20 protein-coding genes are annotated in these 17,493 nt (G+C 36.2%); 19 read left to right on the top strand and 1 reads right to left on the bottom strand.

Annotated features, from left to right (window positions below):
* The first annotated feature begins 109 nt into the window (after positions 1 to 109).
* Positions 110 to 1,057, top strand: a complete 948-nt coding sequence (trxB, locus tag IPM56_12450) for a thioredoxin-disulfide reductase (protein ID QQS35061.1) — start codon at positions 110 to 112, stop codon at positions 1,055 to 1,057.
* Positions 1,058 to 1,126: 69 nt separating this feature from the next.
* Here the strand turns inward: trxB and IPM56_12445 are convergent, their stop codons facing one another.
* On the bottom strand, positions 1,127 to 1,477 hold the full coding sequence (locus IPM56_12445; protein QQS35060.1) for a hypothetical protein: 351 nt from the start codon (positions 1,475 to 1,477) through the stop codon (positions 1,127 to 1,129).
* Positions 1,478 to 1,664: 187 nt separating this feature from the next.
* Between IPM56_12445 and IPM56_12440 the strand changes: the two genes are divergently transcribed.
* The 18 genes from IPM56_12440 (at position 1,665) to IPM56_12355 (ending at position 17,472) form a co-directional block, all read left to right on the top strand.
* Positions 1,665 to 2,240, top strand: a complete 576-nt coding sequence (locus tag IPM56_12440; GenBank protein ID QQS35059.1) for a sigma-70 family RNA polymerase sigma factor — start codon at positions 1,665 to 1,667, stop codon at positions 2,238 to 2,240.
* A complete protein-coding gene (locus IPM56_12435) occupies positions 2,228 to 2,752 on the top strand; it encodes a hypothetical protein (protein QQS35058.1) in 525 nt (174 codons plus the stop codon). The genes IPM56_12440 and IPM56_12435 overlap by 13 nt, the downstream gene beginning before the upstream one ends.
* Positions 2,753 to 2,852: 100 nt before the next feature.
* Positions 2,853 to 3,176 carry a heavy metal-binding domain-containing protein gene (locus IPM56_12430; protein QQS35057.1) on the top strand — a complete coding sequence of 108 codons (324 nt, stop codon included), beginning with the start codon at positions 2,853 to 2,855 and terminating at the stop codon, positions 3,174 to 3,176.
* A gap of 7 nt (positions 3,177 to 3,183) precedes the next feature.
* Complete coding sequence (gene era / locus IPM56_12425; protein QQS35056.1) at positions 3,184 to 4,080, top strand: GTPase Era; 897 nt, start codon at positions 3,184 to 3,186, stop codon at positions 4,078 to 4,080.
* 21 nt (positions 4,081 to 4,101) lie between these two features.
* Complete coding sequence (locus tag IPM56_12420; GenBank protein QQS35055.1) at positions 4,102 to 5,028, top strand: DMT family transporter; 927 nt, start codon at positions 4,102 to 4,104, stop codon at positions 5,026 to 5,028.
* Positions 5,006 to 5,287 carry an acylphosphatase gene (locus IPM56_12415; protein ID QQS35054.1) on the top strand — a complete coding sequence of 94 codons (282 nt, stop codon included), beginning with the start codon at positions 5,006 to 5,008 and terminating at the stop codon, positions 5,285 to 5,287. Before IPM56_12420 ends, IPM56_12415 begins: the two co-directional genes overlap by 23 nt.
* 8 nt (positions 5,288 to 5,295) lie before the next feature.
* Positions 5,296 to 5,769, top strand: a complete 474-nt coding sequence (locus IPM56_12410; GenBank protein ID QQS38296.1) for a 2-C-methyl-D-erythritol 2,4-cyclodiphosphate synthase — start codon at positions 5,296 to 5,298, stop codon at positions 5,767 to 5,769.
* 5 nt (positions 5,770 to 5,774) lie between these two features.
* Positions 5,775 to 6,383 carry a DedA family protein gene (locus IPM56_12405; GenBank protein ID QQS35053.1) on the top strand — a complete coding sequence of 203 codons (609 nt, stop codon included), beginning with the start codon at positions 5,775 to 5,777 and terminating at the stop codon, positions 6,381 to 6,383.
* Positions 6,383 to 8,062: an apolipoprotein N-acyltransferase gene (lnt, locus tag IPM56_12400; protein QQS35052.1), complete on the top strand. Its 1,680-nt coding sequence runs from the start codon at positions 6,383 to 6,385 to the stop codon at positions 8,060 to 8,062. The genes IPM56_12405 and lnt overlap by 1 nt, the downstream gene beginning before the upstream one ends.
* The gene (locus IPM56_12395) at positions 8,046 to 9,080 is read left to right on the top strand and encodes a DegT/DnrJ/EryC1/StrS family aminotransferase (protein ID QQS35051.1); all 1,035 of its coding nucleotides are present in this window, start codon (positions 8,046 to 8,048) and stop codon (positions 9,078 to 9,080) included. The genes lnt and IPM56_12395 overlap by 17 nt, the downstream gene beginning before the upstream one ends.
* Positions 9,081 to 9,160: 80 nt before the next feature.
* Positions 9,161 to 9,610, top strand: a complete 450-nt coding sequence (locus tag IPM56_12390) for an acyl-CoA thioesterase (GenBank protein ID QQS35050.1) — start codon at positions 9,161 to 9,163, stop codon at positions 9,608 to 9,610.
* A 29-nt stretch (positions 9,611 to 9,639) separates the two neighbouring features.
* Positions 9,640 to 10,329 (top strand): ribonuclease H-like domain-containing protein, encoded by a 690-nt coding sequence (locus tag IPM56_12385; protein QQS35049.1) that lies wholly within the window; start codon positions 9,640 to 9,642, stop codon positions 10,327 to 10,329.
* A 73-nt stretch (positions 10,330 to 10,402) separates the two neighbouring features.
* Entirely contained in the window at positions 10,403 to 10,882 is a 480-nt protein-coding gene (locus tag IPM56_12380) for a hypothetical protein (GenBank protein ID QQS35048.1), read from the top strand.
* A 33-nt stretch (positions 10,883 to 10,915) separates the two neighbouring features.
* Positions 10,916 to 12,094: a hypothetical protein gene (locus IPM56_12375; protein ID QQS35047.1), complete on the top strand. Its 1,179-nt coding sequence runs from the start codon at positions 10,916 to 10,918 to the stop codon at positions 12,092 to 12,094.
* A 54-nt stretch (positions 12,095 to 12,148) separates the two neighbouring features.
* Positions 12,149 to 13,408, top strand: a complete 1,260-nt coding sequence (locus IPM56_12370) for a hypothetical protein (protein ID QQS35046.1) — start codon at positions 12,149 to 12,151, stop codon at positions 13,406 to 13,408.
* A 154-nt stretch (positions 13,409 to 13,562) separates the two neighbouring features.
* Entirely contained in the window at positions 13,563 to 15,785 is a 2,223-nt protein-coding gene (gene purL, locus IPM56_12365) for a phosphoribosylformylglycinamidine synthase subunit PurL (protein ID QQS35045.1), read from the top strand.
* Positions 15,778 to 16,752, top strand: coding sequence for a YihY/virulence factor BrkB family protein (locus tag IPM56_12360; GenBank protein ID QQS35044.1), 975 nt, complete (start codon positions 15,778 to 15,780; stop codon positions 16,750 to 16,752). The genes purL and IPM56_12360 overlap by 8 nt, the downstream gene beginning before the upstream one ends.
* A 204-nt stretch (positions 16,753 to 16,956) precedes the next feature.
* The gene (locus IPM56_12355; protein QQS35043.1) at positions 16,957 to 17,472 is read left to right on the top strand and encodes a cytochrome c; all 516 of its coding nucleotides are present in this window, start codon (positions 16,957 to 16,959) and stop codon (positions 17,470 to 17,472) included.
* Positions 17,473 to 17,493: the final 21 nt, after the last annotated feature.

The raw sequence follows: 17,493 nt of genomic DNA, 5'->3' as shown, positions 1-17,493 counted from the left end.
AAAAGAGAATAACAGATTAAGTTCGTAACTTTGCAAAGCACTTTGAAACTTTTATAGAAAAGAGTAATCATATAGGCAGTTAAAATATTCAGATAATTTCGGAGAAATAATGTCTAACAATCATCATAAAGTAATTATTATCGGATCAGGTCCGGCTGGATTTACAGCCGCGTTATACACAGGCAGAGCAAATTTAAACCCGGTTATATTTGAAGGAATGCAGCCCGGCGGACAGTTAACTATCACAACAGAAGTAGAAAACTATCCAGGTTTTGAACACGGTATTCAGGGTCCGGAACTAATGGATGTAATGAGAAAACAGGTACAGCGCTTCGGTGCAACCTCAATTTATAAAGAAGTAGTAGAAGTAGATTTTTCAAAGAGACCGTTTACTGTAAAGACATACGATGATGTTCATACTGCTGACGCAATAATTATTTCAACTGGTGCTTCGGCCAAACTGATAGGATTAGAAAGTGAATCAAAGTACATGGGTTATGGTGTTTCAGCCTGCGCAACCTGTGATGGTTTTTTCTTTAAAGGGTTAAAAGTAATTGTTGTCGGCGGTGGTGATACTGCTATGGAAGAAGCAAACTTCCTGACAAAATTTGCGAGTGAAGTGACTATCATCCATCGTAGAGATGAATTCCGTGCTTCTAAAATTATGTTTGAGCGGGCACAGAAAAATCCGAAAATAAAATTCCTTACAAACAAAGTTGTTAAAGAAGTTGTCGGTGCAGAAGAGAACGGCAGAAAAACAATGACAGGAGTAATTTTACAGGATACTGTTGATGGTTCTACATCAGAACTGAAAGCGGACGGACTTTTTATCGGAATCGGTCATCAGCCAAATACAAAATTGTTCAAAGGTATTATTGATATGGATGAAACCGGTTATCTGCTTACTAAATCAGGTTCGACTTATACAAACATCGAAGGTGTTTTTGCCGCAGGTGATGTTGCCGATAAAACATACCGTCAGGCAATTACTGCTGCTGGCAGCGGTTGTATGGCGGCTCTTGATTGTGAACGCTGGTTGGAAGCTCAGGAAGGTTAATTAAAAAAATGTGTTGTCAGTTTTTTAACTGACAACACATTTAAATGTGGTAACTAACAGAACCAAGTCCTACTTAGAATCTTTTTCAAGTTTTCTTGATACAAGATTTGCAGCTATAAAACCAACACCTGTTACAGTGAATAGAGACAATGGAACCCAGTACTCTTTGCTTGTAACATCTTCCAGCATCAGTCCTAACCCAAGACTTAATCCGAATGCTATGGCAATCACTCCGATTTTTAACAGCCAGAATTGATCCTTCTTACTTTCAAAGAACTGTTTCATTTGTTCTGCGTTCAGTCCTTTGTCAATAAGCATCTGTCGCTCTCTCGATCTGAGGAAAAAATAAGTAACAAGTACAAGTCCTGTTACAAGTACCATAATTATAGGTATAAATACCGCAATTGTTTCGCCTTCCATTGTGTTCGCCTTTCTTCTTTTAATCTTTTGACTTAAAAATATTTTCCTGGTTACAGTTGGAGAATTATTTCTTCTTCAGTCTTTAAGACATAGTAAAATTAAATAAGGTTACACATTGCAATTGGAATGCTTTAAAGATATGTTTAGCTGTGTAACCTGTCGGAGACTTATTAAGTCTAACCATAAAATGAAGAATCTTTCAGACATTGAAATTATTGAATCAGTTAAAAGAGGAAATCAATCTGATTACTCAATTATAGTTAACCGGTACAAGAACAAGGCTTTTTCTCTTCTTAAAAGAATGCTTAAAAATGAAATGGAAGCAGAGGAAGTTTTACAGGACTGTTTTTTAAAAGCGTACAGGGGACTCAATAATTTCAGACTTGAATCAAAATTCTCAACCTGGTTTTACCGGATTGTTTATAACAGTGCATTGACTAAATTAACAGCTAAGAAAAGAAAAATAGAAAATGAAATGTCATCAATCGATGACCATCTTGACCTGGCAGGAGAAGTTGAAGCCGACCAGGTTGAAAAATTAGAAACAGAAAAATTTGTAAACAGACTAATTGAAAAGCTTCCTGAAAAATATGCATCTTTAATTACAATGTTTTACCTGGAAGAAATGAGCTGCGAAGAAATCGGCGAAGTTATGAATCTTAGCGTTCCTAATGTAAAAGTTATTCTTCACCGTTCAAGAAATGCTTTAAAAGATGCTGTGCTAAAAATTAAAAACAGCGAGGAATTAGTATGGATGAAATAAATGACGAATTGTTAAATAAATTTTTAGATAAGGAACTGAGTAAATCTGAAATAGAATTTATTGAAAAAGCGATCAATCAATCAGAAGATTTGCGTAAACGTTACCTGGCATTGAAATCAATTCACCACACACTTAAGCATTTAAAAGAAGATGAAACCTCACCTGATTTTATTTCGCGTGTGATGAACAATCTCAACCGGAAGCCCGGTTGGTTTAAACAGCAGAATTATTTTCTTGTGCTTATGTATTCTTTGTTTATCGGTGCATCAGTACTTCTTGTCAGCTATGTAACGTATGGAATGTTAAGCAGCGTAAATAAAGATGACTCCTCTACCGGGTTACTGGAAAACACTGCCGTTTATTTTGAGCATCTTGCAAAATCAATCGTTGACTTTTTTAAAGGAACTAACATCTCTGTAGTGGGTTCTATACTGGCGTTTTCAATAATTATCTCTGCTTATTTATTTTTTGAATTTTTTAAAACCGGTAAAACAAATCTGAATAAAATCTAAAATATTCAGTAATTGTGCTTAAGATCTTCAGGAACTTTCTGCCCTCATTTCATCAAAGCTTCGTATATTTGCACTCAAACTAAAAATAACCGGAGTAAAAATGTTAGTGACCACAACAAACACTGTTGAAGGGAAAAAAATAACCAAGTATTACGGACTCGTAAGCGGTAAGGCAATTCTTGGCGCAAATATTTTTAAAGATTTTTTTGCAGGAATCCGTGATATAGTCGGCGGACGTTCAGCAGCGTATGAACAGGAATTACGCAAAGCAAAAGACATCGCAATTAATGAAATGATGGAACTCGCCAGGTCTTATGGCGCAAACGCTGTAATAGGTGTTGACCTTGATTATGAAACAATTGGCGGCGGCAGCGGAAACATGCTTATGGTAAGCGCAAGCGGAACCGCAGTTGTAATTGAATAATAGTCTGATGAAAACAAAAACGGGTTATGTTGCTATAATTGGCAAGCCAAATGCAGGTAAGTCAACACTGCTGAATGCATTGCTTGGTCAAAAACTTTCCATTGTAAATAAAAAACCTCAGACTACACGAAAGAGAATTCTCGGCATACTGAGTGAAGATGAATATCAGATAATATTTTTAGATACACCGGGAGTTCTTGAACCATCATATCTTCTTCAAAAAAAAATGATGGAAAGTGTAACACAATCTGTTGTTGATGCTGATTTAATAATCTTAATTTTTGATGTCACTCAGAAGATTGAAGAAAATGAACAACTAATTAATTCTGTGCTTGAAAAAAATAATAAACCTGTAATTCTTGTTCTAAATAAAATAGATCTTTCACAACAGGACAAGATTCTCACCTTAATAAATAGTTTTGAAAAAACAGGTAAGTACAAAGCAATTATCCCTGCTTCAGCAGCTAAAAATTTCAATGTAGATAGTGTTAAAACTGAAATAATTAATCTTTTACCGGAAGGTCCAAAACTTTATCCGGATGATTCAATCTCTGATGCAAATGAAAGATTTTTTGTTTCTGAAATAATCCGCGAAAAAATTCTTGAATTGTTCCAGGATGAAGTTCCTTACAGTTGCGAAGTTCAGATAGTCGATTTCAAAGAAAGAGAAGACCGGAAAGATTTTATTCAGGCTGAAATAATAGTTGAGCGAGACAGTCAGAAAATAATTATAGTTGGTAAGCAGGGAGAAGGAATAAAAAAGATAGGCAAAAAATCGCGCGAAGAAATTGAAAAATTTTTGGAACGACCGGTGTTCCTGGAGCTAAGAGTAAAGGTCAGAAAAAAATGGCGCTCCGATGAAAAGATGTTAAAGCAATTTGGTTATGACCAACCTGACGAGTAGAAATCCCTTTCCGGGTTTATCATGAAAAAGTTTTATGGTGAAGGTGCGTTAGTTCTTACAACTGTAATCTGGGGAGCGACGTTTACAATAATTAAAACCGCGCTTGAAGATGTCTCCCCAATGGTATTTATATCAATGCGGTTTGCTCTTGCCTCACTTATTCTTATTCCGTTTATCCCCAAAGTGTTTAAGAATATTTCTAAGCCGACACTTATCGGCGGATTGATTCTCGGACTTCTTTACTTTATCGGATTTACAATTCAAACAGTCGGATTAAATTATACTTCTGCAACAAAGTCAGGATTTATTACCGGAACATTCGTCGTGCTTACGCCATTGTTCCAGGTTATGATTGAAAGAAAAGCACCCGGCAGAGGAACAATGCTGGGAGTTGTATTGGTGTTTATTGGATTAATTTTATTATCAAGTAAAGGCGATTCAATAATTGGTATCTTCACTGAACTTGGTAACAACCTGAACATCGGTGATGTGCTTACATTCATCTGTGCAATATTCTTCGCGCTTTATATTGTTTACTTAGACATTGTAAGCAAAAAATTTGATTATATGCCTCTTGTATTTATTCAGGTGTTTTTAACAGCAATCGGTGGATTCATTTCAATTGGATTGTTTGCCGCAACAGGCATAGAACAAATCCGGTTTACGATGAATGACAACTTAATTTTTGCAATTGCTTACACAGCAATTCTTGCAACAGTTGTAACGACAATTCTTCAGACAAGATTTCAAAAAACAGTTACTCCAACAAAAGCAGCAGTTATATTTTCACTCGAACCGATATTTGCCGCCATCATTGCCTTCATAGTTTTGAATGAAAGAATTTCAAACTTTGGCTTTATAGGCTGTATCTTTATATTTGGAGGGTTACTGGCGAGTGAGTTAATCGACAAACAAAAAAATGAAAATGGACAACCTGAAACGAGCTGAAATAATTGTTAACGGATTGGTGCAAGGTGTTGGGTTCAGGTATTTTGTTATGAGAAAAGCGCAGCAGTTAAATCTTAATGGATATGTAAAAAATCTTTATTCCGGTGAAGTACTTACTGTTGTTGAAGGGGAAGCGGCTTTGATTGAAGCTTTGTTCAGTGAATTAAGAGTCGGACCATCCCACGCTTCAGTTAAAAATGCCGGGATAAAATGGATGGAATATAAAAATGAATTTAAAAGTTTTGAGATAACACATTGAAAAATTCTATACGGATCGGAAATGGATTTGATGTTCATGCTTTTGCAGAAGGAAGAAAATTAATTTTAGGCGGTGTTGAAATTCCATCAGAGAAAGGTTTATTGGGACACTCAGATGCAGATGTTCTTCTTCATGCAATCTCCGATGCACTGCTTGGTGCTTTGTCACTTGGTGATATCGGTCATCATTTCCCTGACACTGATGAAAAATATAAAGATGCAGACAGCGCTGTGCTGTTAAAAAAAGTTTATACACTGATTAAAGAAAAAGAATATGTTTTGGGAAATCTTGATTCCGTAATCGCGATGGAAAGACCAAAGATCGCAAAGTTTATTCCTCAAATAAAAAGCAGGATTGCAGAAATCCTTGAAACAGAAATTGAAAATGTTTCTGTAAAAGCAACAACTACTGAAAAGCTCGGATTCGTCGGAAGAGAAGAAGGCGTATCAGCCTGGGCAACTGTTCTTCTCATTCACAAATAAAATTTATGGTAGAAGAAATACTAAACCAGATCTCAGGCGCTTCACCTCTTATAATTTATCTTTCACTTTTTTTCTTTTCATACATTGAAAATGTTTTCCCGCCTTCACCAAGCGACCTTGTTGTTGTAGTTGGCGGGTCGCTTATATCAACTGGTGTAATTAGTTTTATTCCGACATTAATTATTACATCAGTTGGAAGTGTGCTTGGATTTCTGACTTTGTATTACATCGGTAAGCAGCTCGATAAAAAACTTGTAAGAACAGGAAAGATAAAATGGATCTCGATTGAAGCATTGGATAAAGCTGAATCATGGTTTAACAAATACGGTTACTATGTTATACTTGCAAACAGGTTCATGCCGGGAACAAGATCGGTGATTTCTTTTTTTGCCGGAGTAAGTGAACTTAAAATCAAAAAGACGATTCTTTTTGCATCAATAAGTGCAGTTGCATGGAATGCAATCATAATTTATCTCGGGGTGATATTTGGAGATAATGTTCCGCTTATTGATTCTTATCTTTCCACATACAGCAATATTGTTATAATAGCGACAGCAGTAATTGCATTAATTTTTGTAATAAGATTTCTCTTCTTAAGAAAGAAAAAAAAGTAATGTGGTTTTCTAAAAAAAATAAAATTGTTCTTACGCCTGAAGAAAAGAAAAAGCTAAAGCAGCAGCGAATTAAACTAATCATCAGCGGAACATTACTTGGAATTTCTTTTCCACCTTTTCCATTTCCGTTTTCACTTTTAATGTTCGGTGCTTTAATACCATTCTTTAGTGTAATAAGAGAACGAAAAACCCTGGCGGAGTTAAACCGTGCAACATACCTTGCTTTTTTTATTTTCAGCGCCATAACACTTTATTGGGTTGGAAGCTGGCAGGCAACAGCCGATCCGTATTTGATGATCAGTGGGGTAATGCTTGTATTCTTTATGCCGATACTTTATATGATCCCAACTACGCTGATCTATTTTTCACGACAAATTTTTCCAAACAAAAATACAATCTGGTTTTATCCTCTTTTCTTTATCACACTTGAATACCTGCACATGATAAATGAAATGAGTTTTCCCTGGCTTACACTTGGCAGCGGGCTGGCAAAGTTTCTTTCATTCATACAAATTGCTGATACAATTGGTGTGCTTGGTATATCTCTGGTTGTAATTTTTATAAATGTGATTTTATATGAAGGCTGGAAAAATTTTAATTCAGATCGTAAAAAATCAGTAATAAAATTTTCAATAGCATTTTTGATTTTCATTTTCTTCATCGTCTATGGTTTTATCAGAATAAATAATTATGAAGAGCCATCAAAACATTTAAAGGTTGGGATCATTCAACCTGATATTGATCCATGGGATAAATGGTCAGGCGGAAATCTTGACGCACTTGTAAACAAATATCTCAGCCAATCAAGACAAGCAATCAGTGAAGGCTCGCAGTTGCTGCTCTGGCCTGAAACCGCATTGCCTGTTTACTTGTTGAATGGAAATCACAGGTCAACACTTGATTCAATTTATTCAATGCTGGATATGTCTGGCAACTATCTTTTAACCGGTATGCCTGATATGCGTTACTACGACGACAATGATACCAAACCCCCGGATGTTAAATATGCCGCAGAAGGAAAATTTTACTATGCGACTTACAATGCGATTTATTTTTTCTCACCGGGTAAATTTGAAGTACAGAGATACGGGAAAATGAAATTAGTACCGTTTGGCGAACGTGTGCCTTACGTTGATAAACTTCCTTTCCTAGGTAAGTTTTTGAAATGGGGAGTTGGACTAAGCGGATGGAATATTGGTCAGGATACAACTGTGTTCATTATGAAGGATGACGACGGTGATACAATAAAAGTAAACGGGTTAGTTTGTTATGAATCACTTTACCCGGATTTTGTTTCGTCCTTTGTTCATAAGGGTGCGCAGATCATCACTGTCGTAACAAATGATAGCTGGTACGGAAGATTAAGCGGACCATTCCAGCATAAAGAGATTGCGGTGCTTCGGGCAATAGAAAACAGGAGATCAGTTTTACGTTCTGCTAATGGCGGTGTAAGCTGTTTCATAAATCCGGTTGGTAAAACAATTGTTGAAACGGAAATGTTTCAGACAACGCATTTGACTGTTGATGTTCCTCTTTCTGAAGAAAAAACATTTTATACAAAGAATCCATTGATCGTTCCTGTTCTTTGCTCTGCATTTTCAGTATGGATAGCTGGACTTTTTATTTTACTACGACTTAAAAAAATATTGTTCAAAGAAGAAGATGAAAAAAATAATTGATCTGAGAAGTGACACAGTTACAAAACCATCCGAGGCAATGCGTAAAGCAATGTATGACGCTGAAGTTGGTGATGATGTTTTTAAAGAAGATCCAACAGTAAATGCGCTTGAAGAATATGCTGCAGATCTTCTCGGCAAAGAAGCAACGCTTTTTGTTTCAAGCGGTGTGATGGGAAACCAGATATGTTTAAATGTTCTTACAAACCCCGGGGATGAAGTTATATGTGAGCGTGATGCTCATATTTTTAATTATGAATCAGGTTCACCGGCTGCAATAAGCGGCATTCAACTTTTCCCGGTTGATGGTAAAATGGGAGTAATAACTCCTGAACAGGTTGAACCTTTGATTCGTCCATCTTCAGCTTATTATATGCCGCGAACAAAAGTTATAGAAGTTGAAAACACACACAACCGCGGCGGTGGAACGATCTGGCAGATGGAAAATATTATATCATTAAAAGCACTGGCAAAAAAATATAACCTGTTTTATCATCTTGACGGTGCAAGGATCTGGAACGCATCAGTAGCAACCGGAATTTCTGTTAAAGAATATGCTTCACACTTTGATTCTGTTTCTTGCTGTTTATCAAAAGGACTCGGAGCGCCGGTCGGTTCAATCATTGCGGGCACAAAAGAATTTATTAAAGAAGCTTACCGTGTTCGTAAAAGCTGGGGCGGAGGAATGCGGCAGGTTGGGATTCTTGCTGCTGCCGGTTTGTATGCATTAAAGAATAATGTTGAAAGGTTAAAAGAAGATCATGAAAAAGCTCTGTTCTTAGCAAAAGAAATTAATAACAATGATACATTTGAAATTGATATGAACTCCGTTCAAACAAACATACTTCTTTTCAAACCATTAAAACATTCTGTTGATGAAATTATTCGGGTTTGTAAAAATGAAGGTTTACTTTTATCAGTCGGTAAAGTAGATTTGGTGCGGGCGATAACACATCTTGATGTTTCGTTCGAAGATATTAAAACAGCATCGGAAATTTTGAAAAGAGTCGTGAGGCATTAAACCTTGGTTCATTGTTCTATTGTTTCATTGCTTTAACAAAAATGAAACAATGCAGCAATTAAACAATAATAATTACTTTTATGAGTACAAATAATTTTTCACATCAAACAAAGGTTTCAGTCCGCTTTCATGAAGTTGATATGCTTGGAGTATGCAACAATGCTGTTTATATCAATTACTTTGAACACGCGCGTCTTCAGTATGTAAAAGACTTAGGACTTATTCCCGAAAAAGGATTATTTACCGACGGCAGTTTGTTCTTTATGGTCCGTAATGAAATCAACTATAAAAGTCACGCAAGATTTGATGATGAATTAATTATTCATTCAAAAGTTTCTTTCATAAAAAATTCTTCTTATGGATTTGAGCACCTGATTGTTAACGCAAAGACAAATGAATTAATAGTTGATGGTTCTGGTGTTGTTGTTCACGTTGATCCGAAAACAAAAAAATCTACTCCTCTTCCTGAAAAATTTGTGGCAGCAGTAAAAGCATTTGAAAAAGATTTAGTCATACTGTCAGAAAAATAATTCGTCACAACATATTAACGGAGGGCTCTATGAGAAAGTTAGTCTTCGATATAGAAACCTGTGCATATCCTTTTGAATCTTTATCGGAAAGTCAGCAGGAATATTTACTTCGTTATGCAGAAAAAGAATCTGATTATAAAACACGTTCAACAAGAATTGAAGACGCTATCAGGTTCACAAGTCTCTATCCTTTCACAGCTAAAGTAATCGCGATTGGCATATTCGATGTTACCGCCGAAAAGGCTTATGTCTATTATGAAGGAGACAAAGTTGAAGAATGGAAATCAGAGGAAAAGAATGTTCAGTACAAAAGCTTGAGTGAAGAGGAAATGCTGAAATCGTTCTGGCGGATTGCCGAAGTCACTGACCAGTTCATAACATTTAACGGAAGAAATTTTGATGTGCCATTTATGATGCTTCGCTCTGCTCTCCACAAAATAAAACCGACAAAAGCATTAATCAAAAACAGGTATGATTCCGGTAATCATATCGACCTTCTGGAACAATTCACTTACTATGGAATAACAAGGAAGTTCAACCTGGATTTTTATTGTCACGCATTCGGAGTTGAATCACCTAAATCAAAAGGCGTTTCCGGTATGGAAGTAAAAAATCTTTATGAAGCGGGTAGAGTGAGGGATATTGCTATTTACTGCGGTGAAGATATTTACGCGACCTACCAGCTTTATAAAATATGGGATGAGTTTCTGAATATCTGAAGGATAAAAATTCAATTTCGATTTTCATAAACAAGTCATAACTTTGCAGTGGAAAAATAATTCAGGAATAAAGATGACAAGAGTTTTTAATTCGTTAACAATAATTTTAATCGCACTCTACACGGTTATCGGCGGCTGCCAGGAAAATAAAAACCAGCCGCAGGAAAATGTAGTTCAGACTAAAACAAGAAAACAGGTTGAGCGCAAGGGTGAAGTAAAATTAGCTTATCATAAAAACGGTGCAGTTAAATCGGAAACCGAATACAGGAATGGTGTGCGTGAAGGTTTAATGATTGCTTATGATGAAGTCGGAAACATTGCATCTGAAGTTATGTTTGAAAACGGAATGATGGTAGGTGAGTTTAAAGCTTACTACCCGGATGGTGCTCTCAAAACAGTTGCAAATTATGAGCAAGGTGTTCTTAACGGCGAAACACTTCGTTATTATCCTGATGGTAAACTTGAAGCCAAACAGACTTATGAAAAAAATAAACTGGTGCGAAATATAACTTATGACAAACAAGGGAAAGTGATTTTTGACGATAAGTTATAGCTGAATCTAAATAAAATAATTCAGGGGGATCTTATGAAAAAGTATGTTCTGTTTTTTTGTGTTTTAGTAAGTCTAAATATTTTTTCTCAATCCAGCCAAGGAACTGAAAGCCGGGCAACCTCATTCCCACAGGGATTTGGACTGGGTTTATTAAATTCTTACGGTACTTCTTCTATTTATAATGATGTCTCAAATCTTTCGTCTATGAATCCTGCCTCTATTGTGCAGTTTAATAATTATTCACTGGGACTTTCATATCAATTCAGCACTAATATTAAAGATGGTTATTATGCTGACATAGATGTAAGCCGAATTCATAACATCACACCTCAATCATTCGGGTCTGTTTTAAAATTTGATGAAATAACTCTTGGGTTGAGTTTTGGTCAGGGTTACAATATGTCGCTTGATTTTGGACTAATACCAATTACCACAGAAGAAAATCCTTATGGTACAGGTGAACTTTTCTCTCCTACTATGGAAACTGCGATGCAGGATTTTAGTATTACATCAGCGTATTCTTTTGGAAATATTTTTAGCAATGACAATCTAAATGTAGGATTGAGATTTTCACTTGGGAGATTTTATGACTACACTAAATTGTACAGATATGAATTTGATGCAGAAGATTATTCTCCAGCGCTAAGTGCAGGAATATTCTATACATTATTAATCGATGAAAATCATTCTATTAACCTGGGATTAATGTACCAAAGCAAAATTGAATTTGATGGAAAGGTTGAATCTAATTCTCCATCAAAAGTATTTGACCCGGATCCCAGGGGTGATTCATCAATTTATGTTATAGATGTTGTCCCTTTTATTTCAGCACATTTTCCTGATCAAATAAACTCTGACTTATCAATCGATATTACATCAAAGTTAAAATTATTAACAAGCCTAAGTCTTATACTATGGAAGAGTCAGCCCTCGTTGTGGGATAATCAACTAATATACTCCACAAGTGCCGTATTGAAATTCAATGAAGTTACATCAGCTTCGATAGGATTTAGTTCCTCTGATCTTACAATTAGAGAAGAAAATTATTTTTATAATCGTGAAAACTTTTTTAATGTATTCTTTATCACGGCGGGATTAAAACTATCCACGAATAATTTTAACATAGATATTGCCCTTGCAGACTCACATCTTATGTCAGGAAAATTCAGAGAACAAACAATAGGGAAGATAGCATTGGGCTTAACACTTTAACATTAAATCATTTTCAATTAATTGAATAATTAATCACAATGTAGTGGGCATAAAATGAAAGCAAAAACATTTCTCGCAGCAGCATTCTTAAGTATAATTTTAAGCTGGAATATTTTTCCGCAGGGAGAAGCCGCAATTCCGTTCTTAATGTTGCCGGTTTCACCTTCATCAATGGCAATGGGTGGGACAGGAACTGCACTTCCTAATGATGATCCCTTAGCTGTTTTATATAACCCGGCACAACTTGGTTTTTCAAGCAGGACAAATAATTTATCATTTATCTTTTATCCCGCTAAAGTTGAATGGTTAAAAAATCTCGGTTTTGATATAGAATTAAATAGTTATGCACTCAATCTGGGTTATGATTTGAAGAATGAAATTGGGTTTCCAGTTTCGGTTGGACTCGGTTATTCAAGAGCAGAAATGGATTTTGGAACATACTACAGTCCAGCAGGTTCGTTTAATTCAAAAGATTACTATCAGGCTTTTTCATTGGGTGTTGGTATTGATTATTGTGTTCAGCTAAGTGTGGGTTATACGTATAAAGATGTTACTTCCATTTTGAGTGACAGGCCAACAGGAAGTGAAACAGGCAGGGCATCAGCAGAGCCAGGCGTTTATGATTATGGTATTTTATTAAATGTCCCTTTAATAAAATTAATTGATGAGAATTTTACTTTTGGCGAAACTCCGGTATTAAAACCCAATTTCAATTTCTCGCTGGGATATGCACGGACCAATGTTGGTGACTTTGTTCATTATATCGATCCGGCTCAGGCAGATCCATTACCGCGAACAGACAGGCTTGGCTACGGAATAAATTTTGGGTTGGATTTAATTGATGAGCGAATCAACATAAACACAATCAATATTTCTTTTACTGTTGAAGCCGAGGATATACTTGTTGGTGTCAGTTGGACTGGACAGGATTCGCTCATACGAGCTAAGAAAGAATACCAATCTACTCTCAGCGATCTAAGATTTTGGAAAAATGTGATTGAAATAGAAGGAGATGAAAAAATAGTCTCACGCAGAGGTTTGATGATAGATTTATTTGAAACCCTTACCATTTATGACGGTCATTTTTCAGGACGTGGTTATTGGGATGTAAGAGAAACAAGCGGAATTGGTATCAGGGCAAAAGGCTTATTCAAGCTATATGCTTATTGGGCAAATGATCCTGTAACAGATTTTCTTGCCGAACATCTTGATATTCGATATTACGATACCGATTATTTTTCTGGAGATGAGATCTTTGAAACTAACATTACAGGACTATCAATTCATTTCCAGAACATAACATCGTTGTTTTAACATCCATCCAAAGAATATTTTATTAAGGGTTGGCAGTATTGCCAGCCTTTTTTATTGAACTTCTACATTAAATCATAATCAAATTCAGTTTCCTCACAAATTTTCAAAGTATTATATTAGAACGACTATTTATTAAACTATTCCGGATTTATTAATGAAAGAACCCGAAGTAACTCTTGAACTTGCACTCGAACACGGACTAACCGAAGAAGAATATCAACGCGTTCAAAAAATATTAGGGCGAATACCATCATTCACCGAGCTTGGAATTTTCAGTGTGATGTGGAGTGAACACTGCAGTTATAAAAACTCAATCGCACTTTTAAAAACTTTACCTCGTGACGGCGGCAAGCTTATGGTCGGTGCCGGTGAAGAAAACGCCGGACTGATTGACATCGGCGATGGACTAGCGGTTTGCTTTAAAATTGAAAGTCATAATCATCCCTCCGCGGTTGAACCATACCAGGGCGCGGCAACAGGTGTCGGTGGAATTATGAGGGACATCTTCACAATGGGTGCGCGACCAATCGCATCATTAAATTCATTACGCTTTGGTTCACTTGATGACGCAGGCACAAGATTTTTATTTGATGGTGTTGTAAAAGGTATCGGTGATTATGGAAACAGCTTCGGAGTCCCAACAGTTGCCGGTGAAGTTTATTTTGATGAATCATACCAGGATAATCCACTTGTTAATGCAATGGCAGTTGGAATAGTAAAACACGGAAATGTTGCAAGTGCAACTGCGGAAGGTGTCGGCAACGCTGTTATGATTGTCGGCTCATCCACAGGCAGAGACGGAATACATGGTGCTACATTTGCTTCGGAAGAAATCTCTGAAAAGTCGGAAGCGAAAAGACCATCAGTACAGGTAGGTGATCCGTTTACAGAAAAACTTTTACTTGAAGCCTCATTGGAAATTATACGTAACGGATGGTTAGTTGGAATACAGGATATGGGTGCTGCGGGAATTTCCTGTTCAACAAGTGAAATGAGCGCAAAGGGTAAATCCGGAATGAAGGTCGATCTCAATAAAGTTCCTCTGCGGGAAAAGGGAATGACAGCTTATGAAATTATGTTATCCGAAAGCCAGGAAAGAATGTTATGTGTTGTAAAAAAAGGTCATGAAGAAAATGTAAAAAAAGTTTTTGAGAAATGGGATCTTCACTGCGAGATTGTTGGCGAGGTAACTAATGACGGCATTCTTGAAATAAATTATGAAGGTGAAAAGAAAGCAGCTATTCCTTCGTATGAATTAGTCCTTGGCGGCGGTGCTCCTGTTTATCAGCGAGCAACAAAAGAACCGGCTTATCTTAATGAGCTAAGAAAATTTGATCACTCAACATTACCAGAACCAAAAAACTTAACGGATGTTTTTGAAAAAGTTTTTTCATCACCTAACATAGCATCAAAAAAATGGGTGTATGAACAGTATGATTCAATGGTGCGGACAAATACTATTGTTGGTCCCGGTTGTGATTCAGCAGTAATTTATCTCAAAGGAACAGACAAAGCGTTGGCTGTTAAAACAGACTGCAACTCACGTTATGTTTATCTTAATCCAAAAGTGGGAACAATGATAGCGGTTGCTGAATCAGCACGTAACATTGTTTGTTCCGGCGGCATTCCACTTGGAGTTACAAACTGTCTTAACTTTGGTAATCCATACAAACCTGAAATTTACTGGCAGTTCAAGCAGGCGATAGAAGGAATGGGAGAAGCATGCAGATTCTTTAACACTCCGGTTACAGGAGGCAATGTTAGTTTCTATAATGAATCACCGAACACAGCGGTTTATCCGACGCCTACTATCGGAATGGTTGGGCTGATTGAAAAATTATCTCACATCACAACATCGTATTTCAAAAATGAAAATGATTTGATTTACGTGCTTGGAGAAGATAAAGAAGAAATGGGCGGCAGTGAATACATAAAACTGATGTTCAATAAAGTTGCCGGCGATTCACCAGCGATAGATCTGACTATAGAAAAGAAATTACAGGACACATTATTAAAACTAATCAATGAAGGATTGATAAATTCTGCCCACGACATTTCTGAGGGTGGAATAATATCAGCGATTGCAGAAAGCTGTATAATTAATGAAACTAATATGATCGGTGCTGATGTGAATATTCCGGTTAAAAGTCGAGAAGATTTTTCATTGTTTAGTGAGAGTCAGTCGAGGATTGTAATTTCAATCAGTACAAAAAATCAGAGTGCAGTTGAAAAAATACTCGGTGATGCAGGACAGGTTTTTAAACTGATCGGAAAAACCGGCGGCAGAAGTTTAAATGTGAACAATAAGATTGGTATTGAATTGAACAGGCTTGCTGATTTATACTATCATTCAATTTCCGAAATTATGAATGTTTAAAATCAATTTAATAAAGAGGATCAGAGAGTCAGAAACTTATAAAGCTTTCAGAAAGCTTCGGTTTCTGCTCAATATGATTCCCGATTATCAAAAGTTCAAAAAGTTTTTCTTTCATTACTTCGGGGGATTGTATAACAGGATAGACGAACATCATGTTTTGTTACTAAGCGGCGGGCTGGCGTTTTCACTTTTCGTTTGTATAGTTCCTCTTGTTCTTATTCTCTTCTGGATACTTGGAAATTTCCTTTCATCCTCAGATGTGGAAGTACAGATAAATACTCTCATTGACACGATCATTCCGTATGAAACCTACGCTGAATTTGTTAAGTCAATTCTTTATAAAAGAATTTATGAAGTAATTGAATTTAAAAACATTGCTGGTTTCGTTGGTATTATTGGTTTGTTCTTTGCTGCGAGCGGATTCTTCAGCAGCGTAAGAACAATATTGAATAAAGTATTCGGGACGGATTTAGACATTAATATTTTCCTCGGCAAGTTAAGAGACTTTGCAATAATCATGATCGTGATTCTAATTTTTCTCGTATCAACAATGTTCCTGCCTATGCTTGATATTTTTAGAAATGTCTCCGAGCATCTGCCGTTTCTAGAGTTTTTACAATACGGTATTTTTCAAAAAATATTTACAACACTTATTTCGCTTTTTATCATTTTCTCACTGTTTGCAATTATGTACAAATTCATTCCGATAAAGAAAATAAGGAAACGATCTGTAGCTATCGGTGCGATGTGGGCAGCAATATTGTGGGAAGGCGCAAAGCAGGTCTTCGGTTATTACATTTTCAACTTTGCGTCATGGGGACAAATTTATGGTGCTTACGCTTTGGTAGTTGTTGTCGCATTCTGGATATACTATTCTGCCGCGGTATTTATTGTCGGGGCAGAAATAGGCAAGTTGTTCGATGAACGTTTGGAAGAGCGAATTCAACTCAAAAATAATCCTGCCTGATTAATTACCAAAATAATTTTAGTTAATTACTTGACAAAAGGAAATTATTGTCTTAAGTTATAATCAGACAAAAAAATCTGATAAGCTTTTGGTATTAATAATTTGAATGTGGAAAATTTTTTTTGAATCGATGAAATAGCAGTTAAAAATTTTTAGAATATAATCAGACAAAAAAGTCCTAATATAAAAAATATGGAGAGTAAAATGGTAACGAAGAGAACACAAAACACAACATCTGCTGTTTATCTGCTGCTTCTACTTGCACTATCAATCATTGTATTGACAGGCTGTGGTGATTCACAAGGACAGGATCCTGCCCAGTTTAGCAACAATAAAACAGTTACCGCGAACACGAATGCCAGTGGTTTATCTGATTTCGAGATGAAGAACGGCATTGGACCAATAAAACAAATTATCGAATTAAGTGCTTTGGATATGAAGCTCGCAAAACAGGGAGAAGATATTTTTCTTAGCAAATGTGCTTCTTGTCATAAACTTGATGAGCGATATGTAGGACCGGCACAAAGAAATATTTTTGAAAGACGTTCACCTGAGTATATAATGAACATGATGTTAAACCCGGAAGAGATGTATAAAAAACATCCTGAGGCGAAAAAATTATTAGCTGAGTTTATGACTCCAATGCCTAATCAGAATCTTTCATTCGATGAAGCAAGGTCCATACTCGAATATTTTAGAAAAGCCGGAAACGAAAAATAAATTTTAGAATATGAAAGGGAA

The organism is Ignavibacteriales bacterium (genome assembly GCA_016700155.1).
Classification (GTDB): Bacteria; Bacteroidota; Ignavibacteria; order Ignavibacteriales; family Ignavibacteriaceae.
This window is presented reverse-complemented; position numbering and strand designations above follow the sequence as displayed.